Origin of the sequence: Acinetobacter sp. DSM 11652 (genome assembly GCF_900109815.1) — a bacterium.
In the GTDB taxonomy this organism is placed as follows: domain Bacteria; phylum Pseudomonadota; class Gammaproteobacteria; order Pseudomonadales; family Moraxellaceae; genus Acinetobacter.
Genome location: NZ_FOBK01000004.1, coordinates 241,089 through 265,262, shown reverse-complemented (window position 1 = coordinate 265,262; position 24,174 = coordinate 241,089). Strand labels below are relative to the sequence as shown.

The window sequence follows — 24,174 nt, the reverse complement described above, 5'->3', positions numbered from 1 at the left end:
GAAGTTTGGTTGAGACTAAAATGCACTGCATCAAATTATTAGGAGATAAACTCAGTGCAAGGAGCTTTGATAGCCAAGTCAATGAGGTTCATGCACGTGTAGCAGTCCTCAACAGGTTTACGGAATTGGGTCGACCACTTACCCAAGTTACGCCTTAAATTTGGCTCAATTAGGGGCTCTTTGCCTTTCAAATCTTTGTGCAACAAAGCCTTTAAAAATTAGAGATTCATTAACCTTTAGAAGCAGTATTCTTTAACACCTTCCTCAATGACCCATTTTTTAAATTATGGTAAGATGCCGAGCTTTTCACGATTTACTAAATCTAGGTTTCACCATGTCTTATATCCAATCCTTACAGCCTCGAATTTCCGTCGCACCTATGATGGATTGGACGACTCGTGATTACCGCTTTTTTGCACGCCTATTCAATCCAAATATCATCATGTACACCGAGATGGTGACCACAGGCGCAATTTTATTTGGCGATGCAGCCCGTCATTTAGATTACAGCAAAGAAGAACACCCTATTGTGTTACAGCTTGGTGGATCAAATCCTAAAGACCTCGCAACCTGTTCTAAAATGGCTCAAGATTGGGGCTATGATGAAATCAATTTAAATGTTGGTTGCCCTAGTGATCGCGTTCAAAACAATAAAATTGGTGCTTGCCTCATGGCTGAGCCTGAGCTGGTTGCTGAATGTATTGCTGAAATGCAAAATGCAGTTGATATCCCCGTCACGGTAAAACACCGAATCGGCATCGATGATATGCAATCGTATGAGGAGATGCTGCATTTTGTCGATACCGTTGCAAAAACGGGATGTCAAAATTTTATCGTGCATGCACGCATTGCTTTACTACAAGGTTTGTCACCGAAAGAAAATCGGGACATTCCGCCTTTACGTTATGAAGATGTCTATCGTTTAAAGCAAGATCGCCCAGAACTATTGATCGAAATCAACGGTGGGATCAAAACATTTGCTGAAACTCAACAACACTTACAACATGTGGATGGTGTCATGATTGGTCGCGAGGCTTATCACAATCCTTATCTACTGGCTGAACTAGGACAATTATGGAATTTGTCAGCACCTGACCGTTTTGAGATCATGCAGGAAATGATGCCATATATTGCAAAACGTTTAGCTGATGGTGCGCCACTATCAGTGATTACACGTCATATTTTAGGCTTATTTCAAAACCTTCCTGGTGCACGAAAATGGCGACAAGCCCTGAGTGGGGGTAACGCGAAAACATTAAAAGATATTGAAAATGCCTTAATCGGTATGCAACAAGCCATTCAAAGACATGCTGAACAAGAAAGCTTAAAAATCAATGCTGAATAAACAAATTTCATCATTAAAAAGGTCTCTTGATAGAGACCTTTTTTTGATAATCACTTTTAGGCTTGTTTTGCTTGAATCGAATCTAATCGTTTTAACACTTCAGCCACTGCTACCATTGCAAAACTTGATGTCACCACCACGGCTGAACCATAACCACCACATCTTAACCCAGCACTCGCACAAATATCAGCATTCGAAAAAGGATTATCCACCGAATAAATACAGGTGATAGCGAACTTCTCTTTCGGCTTTTTACAGATACCTTTTGAGCGTAACTGACTTCTTAATTTTGCCAGCATCGGGTCGTATTCTGTTTTTGACAAATCTGCGACCCGAATTTTGAGTGGATCTAATTTACCACCAGCACCACCAGATACAATCAAAGGGACTTTATTGAAACGACAATGTAGCATCAATGCGAGTTTTGCTTTGACATCATCAATGCAATCCAACACAACATCTGGATTTGAACTCAAAATCTCCGTTACATTTTCAGGCGTTAGATAATCATCAATTAAATTGATTTTTATACGTGGATTAATTTGGCGACAACGCTCTGCCATCACTTCAATTTTTTCATGACCTAATGTTGATGTCATCGCAGGTAACTGACGATTAATATTTGACGCTGCAACAGAATCCATATCAACTAGTGTTAACTCGCCCAAACCTGTTCTAGCCAAAGCTTCGACAGCCCAAGAGCCAACACCGCCAATACCAATCACCATGACATGACTGTTTTCATAATGCTGAAAATTTTCTTCACCATAAATTTTGGCTACACCCGTAAAACGGCGTTCATATTCATCATCATGAACTAAGTCAGTCATATTGCTCTAACACTATTTGGAAAAGGCGTATTTTAGCAAAACTTCGGAGGAATAGAGAGTTTTGAACTCACGACAATTTCAGTTCATTTTTTAGGTTGAGTGCAGACACACTATTCTCCCAAACACGTTGCGCAATGTCTTCGACTCTTGTATTTAAACTATGTGCCAAACCTTCTAAAACATAAATTAAATTCTGTGGGGTATTACGGGTACGGTGTTCAGTTGAAGCTTGACAACATAATGGCGTCATATCAGGACAGTCTGTTTCAATGACCAGATGTTCAATACCAACATACTGAACTATTTGGTGTAATTTTTTAGCATTGGGATTGGTAATCTGTCCCGTGACCCCTAACTTAAATCCAAGTTGAATAAATGCCTTCGCTTCTTCTATCCCTCCACTGAATGCGTGGGCGATACCACCGTGAACAAATTGCTTTGCTTTTAACAGCCTTAATGCTTCAGCATGAGATTTACGAATATGTAACAGCACAGGAAGCTTAAATTGTTGAGCCAAATCGACTTGTTGCGCAAAAAAATCCTGTTGCTTAGCGAAAACTTCCGACTGCTTATGTTGCTTGAGAAAAGTATCTAAACCAATTTCTCCAACGGCGATGCATTGTTGTACTTCAAGATTTTTTTTTAGATCGTCTAGATGATGAGGCTGATGTTGTTCGATATAAAAAGGATGTAGACCTGGAGCGAGATAACTCCTCGGTGCCTGATCTAAACCATTTAACCAATGGTGTGTTTCAATCAATGTATGAAAGCGTTGGTGTTGAAACCCAATCAGTACAAGGGCATCCACTCCCTTCTGTTTAGCCTGATACGCAAGTTGCTCACGATCGAAGTCAAAATCTTCTACATCAAAGTGCGTATGCGTATCAAACAAACGTGGCATGGACATGTTATTTTGCTTCACCTGCAGCTTGAGGTACAGCAACTTGAACCGAAGAATGAACAGCCTCCAGCATTTCAGGTTTAATCACACCCTGTAGCTTTTCATAAGGAATCGTAAGTCTTGGCAAACCCACCACATAAGGACCAATTTCATATTCACCGTATTGAAGAATTAAACCCTTCTTACCCAAATAATAATTATCAGTGAGTTTAAATTTCCAAGCCTCTTCATACTCTTCAACGTTATCTGCTAACTGCGAATCTATGACCCATTTTTTAAATTCATCATGGGCCAATTGATTTAATTTATTCTTTTGGTCTTTCACTAAAATTTGATCTAGTGACACTTGTTTCTGCTGTTTCAAATCAAAATTAAAGTAAGTTTGTGAAGAAGAACCATGTGCACCTCCTAAATAGTTACTCGTATTCAATACGACGGTTGCAAGTGGTCCTTGTGAATTTAAAATTTTAGGACTAATACTCAAACTAATTTGATGTCCAACCCCCAAGTGCTTTAACTCTTTATCTAAACCCACAAAGTTATCAATATAGGGCTGAATCTGCTCTGCAAGTAACTGCGCTGCAGTTTTATATTCAACAACTTCACTTGCGGCTTGAGTATCTTTGTCTTTAGGCAGCGTCTGCTCAGGTTCGAACAACTCTAACGTTTCTTGTAAATTTTTGATAATCGCTTGATCAATTAAGCCATCTAACACAAATTGATTCGTTCTCAATCGATCAATTGAAATTTCTGGACAATTGTTACCATCACATTCTACCAACCGAACAGGCACTTTTTCAGTTTCACCCTGAAGCACGAGTATCTGAACTTCCGATGCTGCTTGAGTTTGAGTGTCAGGTGACTCTTTAGGCCCGTCCCCTTTTGGCTGACATGCGCTCAGCGTAATTGCGGCAGTAAGTACAGATACAGTCCAAACTATTTTATTTTTTAACATCTCACAACCTTGAGGAGAAACGGTCATTTATCATTGATTTAAGCCTAACCCGATGAAATTGATAGCTCAAGCTTCGTTTGTATGGGTTTAACTGCAATTGTATATGCTACATTACAATATTTGTAATATTTCAAAACATCTTTTGAAAGATCTGCGGTACAACCACCTGCTTGGTTTGAGCATGATTCAAATAGATATCCAATTGCTCACCACCTTTGACAATTTCGTTCGCACGAATATGAACACCAATCCCTTCACCATCAAAGAACCATTCCTGATTTTGCCAGCTGAGATTCACTGGAGCGATACTTCTCACTTCACCACTCTGGGCCTTTAACCATTTTTGATAGGACACTTGAAGTATTCTTTCAAAATCATTTATTTGGTTCTTTTGAATCACATCCTGCAACTGTAAAACTTTTTTCTGCTTTCGATCCAATACCATAAAGTAACCACGATCTTTAACGATCACTTCAGCTTGTTTTGTGTTAACAATGAATTGGATCAACACATATTGATTTCGTTGGGTGGCGACTTGCGTCAGTATATCCAACTCATAAGGCTGATTCAGTGAAAACTCCTTCATCCATGATTCAGAGCGACTTATATAGGTTTCGATGGATTGATCCAAACTCAATTGTTCTTTTTCATTAATTTGATCTTGAATCACAAAAGCCAAATGGTTGTTAAGTTGTTGATTGACCCACTGATCTGCGGTTTTTAAACTTAAAATTTCAATTTTTTCACAGACCGATTTTGTGCAATTTTCGCTCTTTATTTCAACTTGAAACGCGTTATCATTTAAGTATGGTAACACATCAGCGTTTTTAACTTGGGCAGACTGCCCTGACTTTTGTGTCTTAGACTCTGGTTGTTTTTCACAAGATGCCATCCCAATGACTAAGGTAGCAAGAAGAATACGCAATCGTTTTTTTTGTAAGTTTAGAGTAATCACAAAAATCAACCAAAATTAAAGCATTGGTTATTCTGATACAAAAACAGCTTCACGAGGAAGCTGTTTTACATTTTCAAGCAAAATTAATGTTCACGTGTATTACGGAAAACAATATCAGGATAACGCTCTTGCATTAATTGTAAATTGACACGGCTAGGTGCTAAGTACGTTAAATGCCCACCACCATCAACTGAAAGTTGGTCATGTGCTTTTTTCTTAAATTCGTTAAATTTTTTCTCATCTGGACATGAAACCCAACGAACAGTGTTAATGCTCACAGGCTCGTAAATACAATCTACTTTGTATTCTTCTTTTAAACGATAAGCTACAACTTCGAATTGAAGAACACCCACAGCACCCACAATAAGATCATTACTGTTTTGTGGCATAAATACCTGAGTTGCACCTTCCTCTGAAAGCTCTTTTAAACCTTTTTGGAGTTGCTTCGATTTCAAAGGATCTTTTAAACGAACACGGCGGAACATTTCAGGAGCGAAGTGAGGAATACCTGTGAATTGCAAGTTTTCACCCGAAGTGAAAGTATCGCCAATTTGAATCGTACCATGGTTATGTAAACCAATAATGTCACCTGGCCATGCCTCTTCTAAATGCTGACGATCACCCGCCAAGAAAGTTAATGCATCTGAAATACGCACATCTTTCCCAATACGCACATGCTTCATTTTCAAGCCTTTTTCATATTTGCCTGAGCAGATACGCATGAAAGCAATACGATCGCGGTGTTTAGGGTCCATATTGGCTTGAATTTTAAAGACAAAACCAGAGAAACCCTCTTCAGTCGCTTCAACTTTACGATCTTGGGTAGGATGTGCTTTTGGTGGTGGTGCATATTCACTAAATGCATTTAAGACATGGTCTACACCAAAGTTACCCAACGCTGTACCAAACAATACTGGAGTTTGACGCCCTGCTAAGAATTCTTCACGATCAAGCGGTTCATTTGCCATTTGAACTAATTCTAGTGACTCTTCAAATGCAGCCCAAGCTAATTCACCGACTTTTTCACGAAGGTCAGCATGGTCATAACCGTCACGAATTTCGATATCTGTAATGGTTGAACCAAAACCTGCTTTATAGACATAGAATTTTTCTTCGATCAGATTAAAAACACCCGCGAAGTCACGGCCTGTACCTAAAGGCCAAGTTAAAGGTACGCATTTAATCTTAAGTACGTTTTCAATTTCGTCGAGGAGCTCAAGTGGCTCGCGAATTTCACGGTCCATTTTGTTAACGAAAGAAATAATCGGTGTGTCACGCATACGACACACGTCCATCAATTTAATCGTACGATCTTCGACACCTTTCGCACCATCAATCACCATCAACGCTGAGTCTACGGCTGTAAGGGTACGATATGTATCTTCAGAGAAATCTTCATGCCCCGGTGTATCGAGCAGGTTGATCATTTTGTCTTTATAAGGGAACTGCATCACAGAGGTCGTGATCGAGATACCACGCTCTTTTTCCATTTCCATCCAATCTGATGTCGCAGCACGGTCAGATTTACGGCTTTTTACCATACCTGCAACTTGGATCGCTTGCCCCCACAACAATAACTTTTCCGTCATTGTGGTTTTACCCGCATCGGGGTGGGAAATAATGGCAAATGTACGTCGCTGAGCAACTTGCTCCGCTAACTCTTGCTTAAAGCTCATGAATAACACCTACTGCAGACATGCAGTTTAGAAGATCAAAAAAGATCAAAATAAAAATTGGCGATATTGTAGCAGATCAATACCGAATGTGAATGTGATGAATCAGAAACTGACCAGAAGTTAATAGTTCTTAAATGTGCTTTCTAAACGATCCACAGGTAATGGCATACCCAATAAATAGCCTTGTAATTGCTGACAACCTAAACGTTTTAAGATATCGGCTTGTTTTTGAGTTTCAACGCCTTCAGCTGTCACCACCAAACCTAAACGTTTAGCCAATACAATAATACTTTCTAAGATAATTTCATCTTTAGTATTGGGTGAAAGATTTCGAATAAATTCACGGTCAATTTTAAGTTCATCTACCGGGAGATTCTTTAAATATAAGAAGCTTGAATGACCAGTTCCAAAATCATCAATCGCAAGCCCAATCCCCAAATTACGTAGGCTCTCAAAAGTACGAATACTGACATCGATATGATGCATTGCTGTCGATTCAGTAATCTCAATAATTAAATGGGCTGGATCGATCTGGTATTGCGTGATTAAACATCTTAATGTATCTACCAGCGCTTTATGTTCAAATTGAACAGCTGATAAATTTACAGCGATCGGGCAGAAAGGCAATTTCTTTTTTTGCCAAGCTTGAATCTGTATACACGCTTGTTCAAGGGCCCAGTAGCCCATTTTAATAATAAGACCTGTTTGCTCCGCACCCTCAATAAACATATTCGGTGCTAGAAGTCCTAGACTTGGATGCTTCCAACGAATTAAAGCTTCAACGCCACAAATTTTAAAATCTGCTGTGAATTTCGGCTGATAAAATAAAATGAATTGTTGTTCTTCAACAGCACGATACAAATCATTGATAAGTTTTGATTGGCTACGTGCGATTTCTTGTTGATCTAATGAATAGTTAAACACACTATAAGTATTGCGACCTTGCTCTTTGGACATCAGCATTGCAGCATCAGCATTCACCAACAAATCATGTAAATCAGCACCATGATCTGGATAATAGACCACACCTAAACTTGCTGAGATATTGATTTCCTTCCCCGAGATCACAAAGCCTTCTTGGATTTTACTCAATACTAGATTGGCAACTTGATCAATTTGGTCTGTAGAAAAATCTTCAACAACCAATAAAAACTCATCACCACCAATACGAATTAATTTTTGGTTTTTTTCGAGTAATGCATGGAGTCGATGCGCTAAATTCACTAAAAGCTGATCACCAATATGATGTCCAAAAGCATCATTCACTGCCTTGAAACGATCCAAATCAATATAAATGAATGCAACTTTATGATCTTTAGATTGGTGAAGTGAAAATAATGAAGTGGTGTAATCAAGCAAAAAAAGTCGATTTGGAAGTTTGGTCAAATTATCTTGAAGGGCAAGGCTTTCCAATTCCTTATTCATTTTGATTAGTTGTTGATTTCGCTCTTCAAGTCGTAATTCTAAAATAGCGACAAAAAAACTGACCACTAAAACCAAGCAGGTGACAAATATAATGACAAAAAGTAATAAACCTTGACCTTCATGGAGTTGATTCAATGCTGCATATTTGGCATCCACGGGTTGGAAAGTCGCAGCCGCCATACCAATATAATGCATTCCCACAATACTAAAAGCGATCATGAATGCCACGGCAAGCTTGAAAGCCAATTTATTGTGATAGGTACGCTTATATTTAAACATCAGCCAGAATGACAATCCTGAACCACATACAGCAATCAGTACAGAAAAAATCACCAAAATGGTGTCATAACGAATAATGTAGTTGGGAACGATCAATCCCGCCATTCCAGTATAGTGCATACCTGAAATACCGAAACCCATCAGAAGTGCACCCAAAACCAATCTAGCCAAAGGAAGTGTAGATCTAGTCGTGAGCCATATGGCAAAAATTGAAGCGAGAGCTGCGATCACATAAGAGAATAGCGTTAAACCTATATCGAAACTATGATCTTCGGGTAAATGACAAGCCAGCATTCCAACAAAATGCATGACCCAAATCGCAAGACCAAATATCATGCCACTTATACCGAGCAGCACTTTTTGACCAACTGGGTTTTTGTGGGTACTAATGAGTTGTTCAAATGAAATAGCAATAAAGCAGACGATCACTGCCGCCACAGCAGAACCCGCCACCATTGCATAATCGTAACTCATATGAATCATATAGAGACTTATCCGTACCTGAACCTGTTTTTATTTTATTTAAACCCCAAAAGTACAGCAAATAAATGTAAGAAGGTTCAACTTTTTAATGAGCATTTGTCGCCTACAACAATATCACCATCTCATTGAACGTCAAGTTGTTTTTCGGCGAGATCCATAAAAAATGGCGTATCGAAATACGCCATTTTTAAGTAAAACTTAACAATAAATATTTTTATTTTTGCAAGGCAATGTAATCGAGCAAGATATGAGCTGATTCAGTGACAAATGCCTCTTCTTCAGGTAAAGGTGGGCGTTGATTAGTTTTCATCTTAGCACGCGATTCAGCCAAAGCTTCCATCGATGCCTGATAACTTTCCCAATTTGGATAAGCAGTTTTACCCATTGCTATACGGCGTTTATTTTCTTCTGCCAACGTTTCTTTTTCCAAAGCGATGAGTTCAGCTTTACGTTGATCGATATCCAACACGATTTGTTTATTCTCTTTAGCTTTCTGCGAAATCGCTTTACGCGCTTCTAAATACTTAAATTGAATATCATTCGCAACACGCTGTTTTGAATGCGCAGCTAATTTTGGTACAAAGGCTTGCACTTCTCCCTCACGTTTGAAAGGAGCTGTAGGGATGGTATCCCACTCTAAAGCATTCTTAGCTTTACGCTCCCCAAACTCTTCATCGTAGATATCAACCAATTGAATATCAGGCACAACCCCTTTATTTTGTGTGCTTCCACCAGTAACACGGTAAAACTTTCGTTGCGTCAATGTCGCTTGACCATACGCTAAGCTGTCCAATTGAACTTGAGCTGTACCCTTACCTGTCGTAGTACTTCCAATCACAATCCCACGACCATAATCCTGCACAGCAGCTGAATAGATTTCACTTGCTGATGCAGAAGCCAGATTCACCATGACAGCCAATGGACCTGCGTAGGTTTGAGCGCCTCCATCACGATCTTCGAAGACACTGACGTTACCATTCCCATCCCGAATTTGAACCACTGGACCAGATTTAATCACTTGCCCAATCATTTTTGCCACTTCTTCGAGTGAACCGCCAGGGTTATTACGAAGATCAACGATAATGCCATCGACATTTTGCGCAGCTAAACTTTTCAATGCATTATTGGTATCTTCAGATACTGAACGATAGCTTTCACCAGCACGACGGGCACGGTAGTTGTAATAGAACGATGGAATTTCGACTACTCCAACTTTATGTTTCTTGCCATCACGTACAATTTCAACTGTTCTTGAACGTACACCCGCATCCTCTTCTTGAATCACATCACGTACGATAGTTACGGTACGTGCCTGACTCATAGATGCTCCAGGTCCGAGCAATTTAATGGTGACTTTAGTCCCACGCTTACCTCGGATCAATCCAACGATTTCAGAACTGGTCCATCCAATGACGTCGACCATTTTGTCACCGTCTTGCGCGACACCAATAATACGATCACCAGACTTGACCTGTCCCGTCTTAAACGCAGGACCACCATCTACGATCGTCTCGATACGCGTATAGTCTTCATTCCCGCGTTCTGGACGGATCGACACACCAATCCCCTCAAGCTGCAATGTGGTCTGACGATTTAACTCAATCGCATCGATTGGTGGGAAATAATTACTGTGCGGGTCATAAGTCGCTAACATAGCATTGAGCGTTTTTTCTAAAACGTCATCGCTTTTTGTACGCTTCATACGTTCTAATTGACGCATATAGCGCTTGGTCAAAGTCTGAACTGGCGTTAAATCTTCAGCTGAAGTGAGATCTTGCCCTGCTGCTAAAGAAGGATCATCTTTCAGCGCTTTTTGCTTAGCCAAATCTTCTTCTTTAGCAATCGTTAAATTGATTAACTGAGACACCAGCATTTTGCGCCATTGATTTTCTTGCTCAGCTTTATTTTTGAAAAATGGAGCCTTTTCACGATCAGACTCGATAAACACATTAGGTTGATTTAGGTTTTGCGGTTTTTTTAACTCCGCCAACATAAACTCATAGAATGACTTTAAACGATCACGATATTGAGCGTGAATGGCATAAGGTCCTTCAAGGTTACCCGCTTTGAGCGCCGCTCCAAAAGTTGGTCCGTATTTTTTCTTATAGTTTGCCACTTCATCTGCCAAGAAAAGGCTATGGTCAGGATCAAGACTATCAATATACATATCAAAAATACGTTGTGAGGTCGTAGCATCTAAACGCATATTTAAATAGTGCTGACGATCCACCAAAGTTGCTAATTGTCTTGAAACTAAAGCTTGTTCTTGTGTGGGCTTTATATTCTGAACCTGTTGAACCGCTGGTTCATTCGCTGCGATCGCAACATTAATTGTATGACCAAAAAATAAACCACCAGTGGCAATGGCTACCGCGCAAGCGATTGTTTGAAGTTTCATAACGAATTTGTCTTTCCTTGGATAAACCAAATTTACACTATTGTTTTCAGATAGAAATATTAATATTCAAAACCTTAAACAACTTTTTTATTTCTGCCGTATAGTTTTATCATAATCTGTACGGAGAAAATGTAGCAAATCATTGCAGAATTCGGGTATTGTTTTCTCTTTTAAAATTAGAATCACGGATTCCACTATGATTGGCGCATTGATGCTTGATATTGAGGGCACAACACTTAATCAAGAAGATATTCAACTCCTTCAATCTCCACAAGTCGGTGGAGTCATTTTGTTTGGAAGAAATATTGAATCACCTCAACAAGTTCGCGCCTTAACGGATCATATGCGCCAAGTTCGCCCCGATATTTTAATTGCAGTCGATCAAGAAGGCGGACGCGTACAACGTTTAAAACAAGGCTTCACTCTCCTTCCTGCCATGGGACGTTTCGGTGAGCTCTATTTAAGTCAGCCAGATCGAGCAATTGAATTGGCTGAACAATGCGGTTGGCTCATGGCTACCGAAGTCCTTGCAGTCGGGATCGACTTTAGCTTTGCACCTGTATTAGACCTTAACGACATCAGCGATGTTATTGGTGACCGTGCTTTTGCTAAAAATATCTCAGATATCATCCCTTTAGCCCAAGCCTTTATGCAAGGTATGAAACGCGCAGGCATGGCAACCACGGGGAAACACTTCCCTGGCCATGGCTCGGTTAAAGCAGATTCACATATTGCGGCAGCTGTGGATACACGAAGTTATGCTGAAATTGAAGCTCAAGATATGCAAAGCTTTATTCAACTCCAACCTCAACTTGACGCACTCATGCCAGCACATGTGATTTATGAAAAAGTAGATCCAAATCCTGCTGGTTTTTCTCAGTATTGGGTTCAAAAAGTACTTCGTGAAACACTTCAGTTTGACGGTGTCCTGTTTTCTGATGACTTAAGTATGCAAGCAGCTTGTGTTGCAGGTGGTGCAGATGCTCGCATCAAAGCCGCGCTTGAAGCTGGCTGTGATATGGGCTTAGTCTGCAATAATCGGGAATCTGCATGTGTCGCGCTCAGTGCCATAGAGAATTATCCATTGCCGAACCAAGAACGCTTAGAGCGTATGCGCGGTAAGATTCAAGAGATTCGCATTGGTGAACAACTTGACTTAGGCAACGAATGGAAATCTGTCAAAAAGGTCATTGAAGATTTTAGACAATCATTTTAATAATACAGGGAGCATTCTAATGCTCCCTTTATCTTGACCAATCCAATAATAATCATAGCTAAGGATGTGTATGTCTCAATCAAAACAATCAAAGCACCGTCATATTTCGTTTACTGCTCACTACACTGGCTATATTTGGTACCAAATGGGTATCTCTCACGAAGCATTTGCGACTTCGAAAGGTAAAGCGTTGGTGCAATTCGCTCACCCTTTTGAAAGTATGGCTGAGAAGTTTATCGGTGGAAGTATGCGTTCAACCCTGAAGACACGACATACATTATTAGACGATCACTTAAAATTATTAATCAAACAATATCCAAACCTGCAAATTTTAGAAATTGCAGCGGGACTTTCACCTCGTGGTTGGCGGTTTAGATCCCATTATCCCGAAATAGATTATCGCGAATTAGATTTACCAGACATGGCTACCACAAAACAATCCGCTTTGAATAAAATCGATCCCGAAAGCCCTAAAGTTTTATCAGCAGACTTATTCACGGATGATTTCAAAACAGCTTTTGACGAATTCGACCCAACACGACCGCTAGTGATTATCAGTGAAGGATTAATCAATTATTTTAATCAAGATTTACTCAAACAATTGCTGAATTCGATTGTGCGTTTTGGTCAACCATTCCAAACGCTTCATTATTTAACTGACCTTTATCCCGAGCCTGTACAACATAAACTGGCTAACTTAATTTGGTCGAGCAGCAAATTACTCAAATACGCTTCAAGAAGTGCATTTACCTTCCACTTTAAAGACCCTTTAGAGGTACAGCACTTTTTTAAACTGTCAGGTTTTACTGAAGTTGAAGTCATTCAACCTCAACTGTATTTTGAAAAAAAGAATCAAAATATGGATACAGATCAGCATCTTGGTGATCTAGTATGGATGATTCATGCGATAAAATAATGATTCGTTTATCTAAATATTAAGAAGAGTCTATTTTCTGATTCAATTGAATTCAATGACAGCCTAATCCACGCTGTCATTGTGTTTATGGGTATCTAGAAATTGAAGTAAGCGATCAGCCACTTCAAAATAACCATGCTTGAATAATGCTCTTACTTCATTTCCAATAAAATCGAACATTAAACATTCGACAGCAAAATGTCCTTGCTCATCCTCAAATTCAATTGCAAAACTTCGAGCATCTTCCTGTAAGACTTCAACTTGAGATGGATCATCCAAAAAGAATGATACACCAAAGTAATTCAAGTCTTTAATTTCAACTTCAAAACGTTCTGCATTTGTTTGATGAATTAAAACAGAATGTGCGTTTTTAAGGGCAAATCGAACTTCCCCTCTGCGATCCAATGATTGCATTTGGTCTTTATCTAAATAAATGATCCCATCTAGATTATGAATCGATTCGCCTTTTAAGAAACTGGTAAAAAGATTCATTGTTTCTTTTCGACGTTGCAGTTGAGGCACATGATCCGCATTTGCAATCATTGCAAACTCAACATCTGGACATTGCAAGGCAAAATTCGCATTCTCAAATGGCAAAGTAAAACTATCGAATTGACCACATGCTACCAATGTTTTACACATCGGAATTGGAACATGGGAAAGACGCAATAAACGATTACAGTTAATTTCATATCGCTCACGCTCAGCGATGTCAAACTCAGACATCTGCTTATAAAAAAGTCGTTTAGCTGTTGGAGACATACGCGTTTGATCTAATTTTGCATGATTCACCAAGTACAAAATGACAGCCTGACCAAACTCATCCATACGTTGCTCTTGCATCAATATTAATGACTCTTCAAGCAACATACGCCAGCTTTTACGCGTCTTCTGCATGACGCCCATCAGAATCAATCGATCTACCAGTTCTGGGCGATAATGAGCAAAACAGGAAGCAACCACAGAGCCTAATGACATCCCCATGACAGAGACTTTCTTAATCTCCACCAAATCCAACCATTGACCTAACATTTTTGAAAGCTCTGGTAGCTCTAGAGTACCAGCAGAAATTCCAGTATCACGATTGTGGATTTGTTGATTTGAACCTAAAGATGGTAAGTCGATTAAAATAACAGGTCCTTTCTCGAAGAGCTGTTCAACGCAATATTTATATGAATTAAAATTTTGAAATGCGCCTCCGACAATCAGCGTTGGCGTCTGATGCAGTGTTTCTGGCGATGCGATCGCCATATATTCAATTTTCCACCCATCAATCCATGTGGTTCGTGGCGGCTCTTTAAAACTATTTTTATGGTACAGATCAAAAAAATGAGTGCTGTCTTCAGCTGAATAATCTTCAAGCTCCATTTTTATCATGGAATTCATTCCCTTATCTCCATTTGGCTTTATTGTTTTGTTTTCACAGCCGTTAATTTGATCATACTCTCAATTCGTTATGATTATGCAACATAATTAACATTCATTTCATTTTATACAGATGCATGAAATCTGCGCAATGCAAGAATTCACCTTTTATCTTTTTTAACTGCCGTTAGGTTCTAAAAATAGTTACAAGTTTTATCAACTTAGCTTTTTTCGCTTATAAACATAGATTGTTGTCATCTGCGCTGCTACTATTTGAATGAGATTTTAAAATGATCAGTTAAACTGCTATGCAAGACTCCATCGAACAGTACATGCAAGTCGTCGGTCAGAATGCGCGTGAAGCTTCACGCTTTTTGGCTGGCTCTTCGACTTTTGAACGAAATAATGCTTTGACGGCAATCCATACCGCTTTGGAAGACCATCAAGCTCAAATTCTAGCTGCGAATAAACTAGACATGACTCGTGGTCATGAAAACAATTTAGACAGCGCATTACTCGATCGTTTGGAACTTACACCCACACGCTTCAGTGGAATGTTACAAGGTCTTAAAGATGTCATCAGTTTAATTGATCCCATTGGTGAAATTACTGACCTAGCTTATCGCCCGTCTGGTATTCAGCTTGGAAAAATGCGAGTGCCTTTAGGTGTCGTAGGTATGATTTATGAATCACGTCCTAACGTCACTCTAGAAGCAGCCTCTTTAGCGATTAAGTCTGGCAATGCCATCATTCTTCGCGGTGGTTCAGAGGCATTAGAGTCAAACAAAGCCATTGCTACCGCAATTCAAAAAGGTTTAGAGCAAGCTGGTGTACCAGTTAACGCAGTCCAAGTTGTCAATACAGCAGATCGTGCTGCAGTTGGGCAATTGATTACCCTCTCTGAGTATGTTGACGTTATTGTTCCACGTGGTGGCAAAGGCTTAATTGAACGTATTACACGTGAAGCGACTATTCCTGTAATCAAACATCTTGATGGTAACTGTCACGTCTTCGTTGAGGCCCAAGCAGATCTACAAAAAGCATTGCCAATTGCGTTAAATGCAAAAACTCATCGCTATGGCGTATGTAATGCCATGGAAACGCTGCTGGTTGATGAAAAAGTTGCTGATGACTTTCTGCCTCGCATTGCTGAACTTTATGCTGAAAAACAAGTTGAGTTGCGTGGTTGCTTGAAAGTCAAAGCAATTTTAGGTGAACAGATTAAAACTGCGACCGAAGAAGACTGGTATGAGGAATATCTAGGACCTATTTTAGCGGTTAAAGTGGTCAGTGGCGTTGAAGAAGCAATTTTGCATATCAATAAATACGGATCGCATCACACTGATTCGATTATTACTGAAAACTTTAGCACGGCCCGAAAATTCCTTACTCGCGTCGATTCAAGTTCGGTCATGGTTAATGCCTCTACTCGTTTTGCTGATGGTTTTGAATATGGTTTAGGTGCTGAAATCGGCATTTCAACAGATAAAATTCATGCCAGAGGTCCAGTCGGATTAGAAGGACTCACCTCACAAAAATGGATTGTTTTAGGCGATGGCCAAATCCGTCAATAAATCTAACTTAAAAAAACAAAGCCCTTTGAGTAAAGGGCTTTGTTTTTGAGTGATTCAACTCTTCATAACGAAATAAAAAACGTATAAATTAAATCAATTACAAACCAGAAGTGGTATATAAAAAATACAATACATGCTATGTTTTACGCATACAATTTAATTAAAACATAACCATCATTTATTTAATGAATGAATAAAGAAAGACTATAAATTTTAATTATTATCGCCTTAGTGGTCGATAGTGCTTAAGTCTAATCACCTAAAGTCTATCTAGGACAATAAAAAAACGCATGATACAAATGCTTCACGATCAAGAAATAACATTTTTTGTTCATTTGGAAGAAAACAAACGAAATATTAAAATTGCCAGTAAAGGAACACACCATGCCTCATTCAGTTCTTATCATCAATTGCGGTTCTTCTTCGATCAAGTTTGCATTATTACTTAAAGATCAAGATTTCCGAATTCATGGTCTTGCTGAAAACTTAGGTACGCCAGAAGCGCGCATCAAAGGCGTGACTGTAGGCAACGAACCAGTTGATATTCGTATTCCAAATGCAGACCATAAAGAAGCACTTGAAGTTGGATTATCTCGCTTAGCGAATCACAAGCCTGATGCCATTGGTCATCGTATTGTACATGGTGGTTCTTTAACTCAAGCAGAGTTAATCACCGATGAAATTATTGAAAAAATCCGTGAAGCAACACCTTTAGCTCCATTACATAATCCTGCACATCTCGTTGGGATCGAAGCGACTAAACGTTTGTTCCCAGACTTACCGCAGGTTGCAGTGTTTGATACAGCGTTCCATCAAACAATGCCAGCGCATGCCTATCGTTATGCGGTACCAAAATTTTTATACACTGAACATAATGTTCGCCGCTATGGATTCCACGGTACGAGCCATGCCTATGTATCAGATCGTGGTTCTGAGCTTGCTGGTAGTTTCCGTGAAGGTGGTTGGCTCACCGCTCATTTAGGCAATGGTAGTTCTACTTGTGCAATTTGGAATGGTAAAAGTGTTGATACCTCTATGGGATTAACGCCACTCGAAGGTTTAGTGATGGGTACCCGTAGTGGTGATGTAGACCCAAGTTTACATAATTTTTTAGCCAAAAACCTAGGATGGGACATTTACAAAATTGACAGAATGCTCAATAGCCAATCTGGTTTATTAGGACTTTCAAACCTGTCAAACGATATGCGAACACTTATCGAAGCTTCAGAAGAAGGCAATGAAGATGCTGCACTTGCTATTGAAGTATTCTGCTATCGTCTTGCTAAATCATTAGCAGCACTTAGCTGTGGTTTACCTCGTCTTGATGGCTTATTCTTCACAGGTGGTATTGGTGAAAACTCAGCATTTATTCGTGAAAAAACATTATCTTATTTGCCACATTTTGGTTTTAACTTTAGTAAAGAAAAAAATGACCAATTAGCTCGCGGTACAGAAGGTCGCATTGATAATGGTACTGGTCCGCAAATTTGGGTCATTCCTACAGATGAAGAAGGACGTATTGCACAAGAAACAGAACATGTGGTGAATCAAATCGGAGATGTGAATTCATCTGAAAAAAAGTCTGAACTTGAAACCACGACTGCTTAAGTAGTCGCCCACGCAGACATATTTATTTTTTATTTTTAGATATAGATTTTGATGATATGAAAACAATTGTACTTGTTCCAACTGGTGAAGGTATAGGTCTGACATCAGCGTGTTTAGGCTTAATTTATGCACTTGAGTGTCAAGGTGTAAAAGCTGGTTTTGTGAAGCCATTTTCACAAGAAGTACATGCTGAAAATTTCGATCGCACCACAGCGTTATTCCGCCATGTTTCTAAGAACGAAACAGTTGAACCAATCTCATATCAAAATGTAGTTCAGCAATTAAATGCTGGTGAAAGTGATGAGTTATTAGAAGAAGCTGTTCGTCTACATCGTCAAATTGCTAAAAAACATGATCTTATTATTGTGGAAGGGTTAGTTCCAAACAGTCGTGATAGTTTTGCATCTGAACTGAATGCTCAACTTGCTCAAGCACTAGATGCGAAAGTCATCATTGTGAGCAATGCTGATATCAAACAACCAGCCTATACAGCAGAAAAAGTAGAAACCCAATTACGTAATTTTGGTGGAGCAAACAGCAACCGAACAGCTGGTGTGCTGTTCATGCGAACCAAAGGTCTGTCCGAGGAGTCTGCACAGATTCCAGTGACCATTGATCCAAGTCTGCGTCTGACACAAGAGACTCAACAATTTGTTGGGGAAATTCAAAAAACACATCCACTGATTGGTTCCGAACAACTTCCTGTTATTGCATTAGTACCATTTAGTAATACTTTAAGTGTGCCGCGAATGTCTGATATCGCGCAACATATTCAAGCAGAATGGATTAACTTAGGTGAGGCTGCACAACGACGTGTTCTGCATAGTAGCCTGATCGCTTCAAATATCGAGCGCGAACTGCACAAATTCACGGCAGGCGAACTGATTATTAGCGCATCAGATCGTATTGATGTCTTACTTGCAAGTAGTTTAGCAAGCAGCAATGGTATCCCTCTTGCTGGTTTAGTATTGACTGAACATTATGCACCTAATCAACAAGTACTGGCTTTCTGCCAAGCAGCAATAAAACAGGGCTTACCTATTTTACACACACCATTGAGTACCTTTGAAACGGCAACCCAACTGGCTAATTTAAGCAATGAAATTCCTGTAGATGATACAGCTCGCGCTGAACAAGTCACTCGATTTGTATCTAGCCATATTGATGCGGATTGGGTAACGCAGTTGCTGAATGGCTCATACCAACCACGACTTTCCCCATCTGCATTCCGTCATGAGCTGGTACAAAAATCAATTGCAGCGAAGAAAAGAATTGTTCTTCCTGAAGGTGATGAACCTCGTACGATTCAAGCAGCCGCGATCTGCCAATCACGTGGTATTGCTCACTGTATCTTACTGGCAAAACCAGAAGCAGTTTTAGATGTAGCCAAAGCTCGAGGGATTGAATTACCTGATGATTTAGAAATCATTGATCCAGACCTCATTCGCGACAACTATATTGCGCAAATGGTAGAGTTGCGTAAAGGCAAGTTAAATGAACTGCAAGCGAAAGAACAGTTACAAGATACAGTGGTTCTTGGAACGATGATGTTAGCACTAGATCAAGTGGATGGATTAGTTTCAGGTGCAGTTCATACCACAGCCAATACAGTTCGCCCTGCATTTCAGTTGATTAAAACGGCACCTGATTACTCTTTAGTTTCGTCTGTTTTCTTTATGTTATTACCAGATGAAGTGTATGTTTATGGTGACTGTGCAATCAATCCAGATCCTAATGCAGAGCAACTTGCTGAAATCGCGATTCAATCTGCCGATTCAGCCAAAGCGTTTGGTATTGATCCACGTATTGCCATGATTTCATATTCAACTGGTACATCTGGCACAGGTGCTGATGTTGAAAAAGTTGCTGAAGCAACACGCATCGCAAAAGAACGTCGTCCAGATTTATTGATCGATGGCCCCCTTCAATATGATGCTGCATCTGTCGAAAGTGTGGGACGTTCTAAGGCTCCTGACTCTCAAGTGGCTGGACGTGCCAATGTCTTTATTTTCCCAGATCTTAATACAGGTAATACCACCTATAAAGCTGTTCAACGCTCTGCAAACGTTGTAAGTGTTGGACCAATGTTGCAAGGTTTAAATAAGCCGGTCAACGACTTATCTCGAGGAGCTTTGGTCGATGACATTGTATTCACCATTGCATTGACTGCCATTCAAGCAGATCAACAATTGGCATCTTAAGCTTCTAACAATTGATGTCTCCGCGTTACCTACCCTTTCGACAGATGGGGTGGTTTTTTATTTTGAGACATCAATAAAATCAAATAGATTTGTTTTTTCTGTATATTAAAATGATAGTCATATGCCCTTAACATTGAAAAGTCATTCAGAAATATTTAAACAAATCTTTGAAATCGCAAATCAATTTAACAAAGATCAGGAAAACTATTTACTTGCTTATTCTTATTTTTTGAACTTTTTCAAAAGTAGCGAAACCCTAACTTTAGATGACATTGTGATCGGGATCAGCTTCACCTATTCATGGATGCCTACGATTTAAAAAAAAATTGATTTAACTTCAGCAGATGATCTAATCCTTATTTTGAATAAATTCAAACAGGGTCATCGCATCACAGTTGAAGAGCTTAAAATTCTCAAAAGTGCGTTCAATAATTCACTGGTGAGCGTATCTAAACTATTGCACTTTATTCACCCCAAACAATATGCAATTTGGGATAGCCGAGTATTCAGATTTTTAAGCGAGAGTAAGCCCCATCATCAAATTTTTAAACAACCAGAAACGTATTTAGCATATTTGACACTTCTTGATCAGTTGAAAAATGAGATGATGTTTGAAAAATTTTACTACTTAATGCAAAACAAAGTCGGGTATCAGATTTCTGAATATCGTGCTTTAGAACTTGCCTTCTTTAAAGGTGGATAAATGAAGAGGTAAATTAACTTGATAGGTCGATGATTTTTAGACACCTCTACACAAAAAAGCGAATATAAAGCTTACAACTCGATCTTATTGTAGAGCATAGATAGCAGCTACAGTAATACCCCCAAAATACCAACAGTGGAAGCAAATAGCCCAATCTGGAAAGTTCACTCCAGATATGATGAATATATCAAGCAAAACCTTTAGAACAGCCCACCTTTCTCGTAAACTTTCGGTCAAATCCTCAGCAAAACAGCCACAACTTAATCATTTTGTCTTATAATTTAGCCCGCTAGCTATCAGCCCGCTCAAGAGATATTTGTATGACAACTATTATCAAGCAAGACGACTTGATCACATCCGTTAAAGATGCGCTTCAGTTCATTTCTTACTATCATCCACAAGACTTCATCCAAGCAATGAGTCGTGCGTATGACCGTGAAGAAAACAAAGCTGCCAAAGATGCGATCGCACAAATCTTAATCAATTCACGTATGTGTGCCGAAGGTCACCGTCCGATCTGTCAAGATACTGGTATCGTCAACGTATTCGTTGAAGTGGGCATGGACGTTAAATTTGATTTAACAATGAGCTTAGACGACGCGATTAACGAAGGTGTTCGCCAAGGTTACTTAGAAAACTCTAACGTACTTCGTGCATCTGTACTTGCTGATCCTGCTTTTGGCCGTAAGAATACGAAAGACAACACCCCTGCTGTGATCTACCATAAACTTGTTCCAGGTAACAAAGTAGATATCACTGTTGCAGCAAAAGGCGGTGGTTCAGAAAATAAATCTAAACTTGCAATGTTAAACCCATCTGATTCAATCGTGGACTGGGTACTGAAAACTGTACCAACCATGGGTGCAGGCTGGTGTCCTCCTGGTATGCTCGGTATTGGTATCGGTGGTACAGCTGAAAAAGCCATGATGCTTGCTAAAGAAGCATTGATGGAAGAGATCAACATGGACGAGCTTCTTCGTCGTGGTCCACAAAATAAACTTGAAGAACTTCGTATCGAAATCTTCGAGAAAGTAAACGCGCTGGGTATTGGTGCACAAGGTCTTGGCGGTTTAACGACTGTTCTAGACATCAAAATTAAAGACTACCCTTGTCACGCTGCGGGTAAACCAGTCGGTATGATCCCGAACTGTGCTGCGACTCGTCACGCACACTTCACACTAGACGGTACAGGTGTTGCGAATATTATTGCACCTAAACTTGAAGACTATCCTGAAGTCACTTGGGACTCATCTTCTTCTAAACGTGTTGACTTAGATAACATCACACAAGAAGAAATGAACTCTTGGAAACCAGGTGATACGCTTCTTCTTAACGGTACAATCTATACAGGTCGTGACGCTGCGCACAAACGTATGGTTGATATGTTAAACAACGGTGAAGAGCTTCCTGTAGACCTTAAAGGTAAGTTCATTTACTACGTTGGTCCTGTTGATCCAGTGGGTGACGAAGTTGTAGGTCCTGCAGGTCCAACAACTGCAACACGTATGGATAAGTTCACACGCCAAGTTTTAGAAGCAACTGGTCTTTTCGGTATGATCGGTAAAGCGGACCGCGGTCCTGCTGCGATTGAAGCAATCAAAGACAATAAAGCAACTTACCTCATGGCTGTAGGCGGTGCTGCATATCTCGTATCTAAAGCAATTCGTGAAGCGGAAGTTGTCGCTTTTGAAGATTTAGGTATGGAAGCAATCTATAAGTTCGTGGTTAAAGATATGCCTGTATCTGTTGCAGTAGACGTTAACGGCACATCAGTTCACGCAACTGCACCAAAAATTTGGCAGGCTAAAATTGGTAAAATTCCAGTTGTAGATGCAGCTGCACAATAAATAATATTCGACTTGTCTCAAGTTCAAAAAGCACTCTATCATTAGGGTGCTTATTTATACCGAGAATACTCATGAAAATTTTAAGAACATTATTTTTGAGCGGATGCATGATCTGCTCACCTGCGGTTATGGCAGCTCAAGCGACTGATCAACAAATCGAAAAACTCATACAAGTATTGAATTTAGATCAGCTCTTACAAAGTACGCTTAAACAAATCCGACCTCAAATTGATCAACAGGCCTATAGCATTGTTCAAAATATTGTTAAGGCCGAAAAATTAACACCACAACAACAAGTTATTGCCAATGAACTGGCTGATAAAATTCACCAAGAAAATATTAAGCAAACTTCTTGGGAAAAACTTAAACCGATCTATCTCAAAATTTATAAAGATGTCTATGATGCCCAAGAAGTTCAAGCCCAGATCGACTTTTATTCCTCTCCAACAGGTCAATCCATTTTAAATAAAGGTCCACTTGTTGCTCAAGAATCCATGAAAATCCTGAATCAACAACTTGCAGGCTCTTTACAATCTACAGAAAAGAATTTTGCTGAAGTCCAAAAGAAATTAGAACAACTACAAAAACAAAGTATTCATACTGACTCGAAATAAGCTAAAAACCATTCTGCTGAATCAGAGTTACCATGTGCGTGGATCATATATCTTAAAAGGTTCTGTTAAGCGCACATCATCACTGGCTTTATATTCTTTATTTTTAATTTTTTCTTTTGATTTTTGCAATGTTCCGTTCGGTTGAATAACGGCAACATAGTTAAGCCCAGGCGTTTTCAACTGAGTCATGCCAATTTCTCTTAATGCCTGTTTTGTTGGCATTTGCATCAATGGTCCAACTCTGAGGAGATCTTCACTACCATTTGGTCCACCTCGAAACTGTTCTTCTTCATATTTTAAGAAATACTGCTGCCCCGCTTTAACACTAAAACTTGCAACCAAAGGTTTTTGAAAATGCATCACAGTTAAAGGTCGACTGATACTAAGTTGATAATCCCCTTCAGCCAGCTCTATCCAATAATAATGATTGCTGATTAAACTCGGAATGCGCTTACCATTTAGAAAAAAACTCGGTGCAATAATTTCCTGACGATTCCACTTACTATCAGGACGGTACAGATACAACACTGCGGCTTGCTGATGTTGAGGTTTTACACGGCTGAAAAACTGTCCTGGTTTTTGATTTACCCATGAGCCCAGATCAAATCCTGCAACTTTATATTGAGCTAGCTTCTGAGATACAAAAGTTTTTTTCTCACTAAAATCTACCGGTTTTAACGTTGAAACCACATGAGTTTGATTATTTTCGTTAAGCCCTTTATGTGTCTGACATGCCACAAGAAACAGACTCAAAGCACACACTGCTACGGTTGATCGCATGATTATCCCTCATCACGAATACTTTTTACTCTATGTCATATTTTTGTTATCGTTAGATTATCATCTCAATCCGAGATTAAAAACAAAAAACGCGCAAAAAGTG

Annotated in this window: 18 protein-coding genes and 1 pseudogene; 10 read left to right on the top strand and 9 right to left on the bottom strand. The window is 39.5% G+C overall.

Annotation, left to right across the window (positions count from 1 at the left end):
- Together BMW42_RS14655 and dusA are read left to right on the top strand one after the other, a co-directional pair.
- A pseudogene (locus BMW42_RS14655) lies at positions 1 to 158 on the top strand (IS5/IS1182 family transposase); the annotation flags it as partial.
- Between the two features lie 176 nt (positions 159 to 334).
- Positions 335 to 1,345, top strand: a complete 1,011-nt coding sequence (dusA, locus tag BMW42_RS06230) for a tRNA dihydrouridine(20/20a) synthase DusA (protein ID WP_092766772.1) — start codon at positions 335 to 337, stop codon at positions 1,343 to 1,345.
- A 56-nt stretch (positions 1,346 to 1,401) separates the two neighbouring features.
- On the opposite strand, the gene BMW42_RS06225 is transcribed toward dusA, so the two are convergent.
- The 7 genes from BMW42_RS06225 to BMW42_RS06195 all read right to left on the bottom strand — a co-directional run bounded on the left by BMW42_RS06225 (position 1,402) and on the right by BMW42_RS06195 (position 11,247).
- Complete coding sequence (locus BMW42_RS06225; RefSeq protein WP_092766771.1) at positions 1,402 to 2,175, bottom strand: tRNA threonylcarbamoyladenosine dehydratase; 774 nt, start codon at positions 2,173 to 2,175, stop codon at positions 1,402 to 1,404.
- A gap of 67 nt (positions 2,176 to 2,242) precedes the next feature.
- The gene (locus BMW42_RS06220) at positions 2,243 to 3,082 is read right to left on the bottom strand and encodes a TatD family hydrolase (protein ID WP_092766770.1); all 840 of its coding nucleotides are present in this window, start codon (positions 3,080 to 3,082) and stop codon (positions 2,243 to 2,245) included.
- Between the two features lies 1 nt (position 3,083).
- Positions 3,084 to 4,031 carry an RsiV family protein gene (locus tag BMW42_RS06215; protein ID WP_092766781.1) on the bottom strand — a complete coding sequence of 316 codons (948 nt, stop codon included), beginning with the start codon at positions 4,029 to 4,031 and terminating at the stop codon, positions 3,084 to 3,086.
- A gap of 130 nt (positions 4,032 to 4,161) precedes the next feature.
- On the bottom strand, positions 4,162 to 4,986 hold the full coding sequence (locus BMW42_RS06210; RefSeq protein ID WP_092766769.1) for a hypothetical protein: 825 nt from the start codon (positions 4,984 to 4,986) through the stop codon (positions 4,162 to 4,164).
- Between the two features lie 83 nt (positions 4,987 to 5,069).
- Positions 5,070 to 6,662, bottom strand: a complete 1,593-nt coding sequence (locus BMW42_RS06205) for a peptide chain release factor 3 (protein WP_035265298.1) — start codon at positions 6,660 to 6,662, stop codon at positions 5,070 to 5,072.
- Positions 6,663 to 6,782: 120 nt separating this feature from the next.
- A complete protein-coding gene (locus BMW42_RS06200) occupies positions 6,783 to 8,849 on the bottom strand; it encodes a putative bifunctional diguanylate cyclase/phosphodiesterase (protein WP_092766768.1) in 2,067 nt (688 codons plus the stop codon).
- Positions 8,850 to 9,063: 214 nt separating this feature from the next.
- Positions 9,064 to 11,247: a carboxy terminal-processing peptidase gene (locus BMW42_RS06195; protein ID WP_035265294.1), complete on the bottom strand. Its 2,184-nt coding sequence runs from the start codon at positions 11,245 to 11,247 to the stop codon at positions 9,064 to 9,066.
- 196 nt (positions 11,248 to 11,443) lie between these two features.
- Here BMW42_RS06195 and nagZ point away from each other — a divergent pair, with 196 nt between their 5' ends.
- Both nagZ and BMW42_RS06185 read left to right on the top strand, forming a co-directional pair.
- Positions 11,444 to 12,463: a beta-N-acetylhexosaminidase gene (gene nagZ / locus BMW42_RS06190; RefSeq protein WP_092766767.1), complete on the top strand. Its 1,020-nt coding sequence runs from the start codon at positions 11,444 to 11,446 to the stop codon at positions 12,461 to 12,463.
- Between the two features lie 70 nt (positions 12,464 to 12,533).
- Positions 12,534 to 13,379, top strand: coding sequence for a class I SAM-dependent methyltransferase (locus tag BMW42_RS06185; protein WP_092766766.1), 846 nt, complete (start codon positions 12,534 to 12,536; stop codon positions 13,377 to 13,379).
- Between the two features lie 63 nt (positions 13,380 to 13,442).
- Here the strand turns inward: BMW42_RS06185 and BMW42_RS06180 are convergent, their stop codons facing one another.
- Positions 13,443 to 14,765, bottom strand: coding sequence for an alpha/beta fold hydrolase (locus tag BMW42_RS06180; RefSeq protein ID WP_092766765.1), 1,323 nt, complete (start codon positions 14,763 to 14,765; stop codon positions 13,443 to 13,445).
- A 287-nt stretch (positions 14,766 to 15,052) separates the two neighbouring features.
- Between BMW42_RS06180 and BMW42_RS06175 the strand changes: the two genes are divergently transcribed.
- From BMW42_RS06175 to BMW42_RS06150, 6 genes are all read left to right on the top strand, one after another.
- Entirely contained in the window at positions 15,053 to 16,318 is a 1,266-nt protein-coding gene (locus BMW42_RS06175) for a glutamate-5-semialdehyde dehydrogenase (protein WP_035265287.1), read from the top strand.
- 384 nt (positions 16,319 to 16,702) lie between these two features.
- Complete coding sequence (locus tag BMW42_RS06170; protein ID WP_035265285.1) at positions 16,703 to 17,926, top strand: acetate/propionate family kinase; 1,224 nt, start codon at positions 16,703 to 16,705, stop codon at positions 17,924 to 17,926.
- 56 nt (positions 17,927 to 17,982) lie between these two features.
- The gene (gene pta, locus BMW42_RS06165; protein ID WP_092766764.1) at positions 17,983 to 20,127 is read left to right on the top strand and encodes a phosphate acetyltransferase; all 2,145 of its coding nucleotides are present in this window, start codon (positions 17,983 to 17,985) and stop codon (positions 20,125 to 20,127) included.
- A gap of 361 nt (positions 20,128 to 20,488) precedes the next feature.
- Positions 20,489 to 20,830 (top strand): hypothetical protein, encoded by a 342-nt coding sequence (locus BMW42_RS14840; protein ID WP_228143088.1) that lies wholly within the window; start codon positions 20,489 to 20,491, stop codon positions 20,828 to 20,830.
- 320 nt (positions 20,831 to 21,150) lie between these two features.
- Positions 21,151 to 22,677 carry a fumarate hydratase gene (locus tag BMW42_RS06155; protein ID WP_035265279.1) on the top strand — a complete coding sequence of 509 codons (1,527 nt, stop codon included), beginning with the start codon at positions 21,151 to 21,153 and terminating at the stop codon, positions 22,675 to 22,677.
- A 71-nt stretch (positions 22,678 to 22,748) separates the two neighbouring features.
- Positions 22,749 to 23,291, top strand: coding sequence for a DUF2059 domain-containing protein (locus BMW42_RS06150; RefSeq protein WP_035265277.1), 543 nt, complete (start codon positions 22,749 to 22,751; stop codon positions 23,289 to 23,291).
- A 27-nt stretch (positions 23,292 to 23,318) separates the two neighbouring features.
- On the opposite strand, the gene BMW42_RS06145 is transcribed toward BMW42_RS06150, so the two are convergent.
- Positions 23,319 to 24,071, bottom strand: a complete 753-nt coding sequence (locus tag BMW42_RS06145) for a DUF2846 domain-containing protein (protein WP_035265274.1) — start codon at positions 24,069 to 24,071, stop codon at positions 23,319 to 23,321.
- Positions 24,072 to 24,174: the final 103 nt, after the last annotated feature.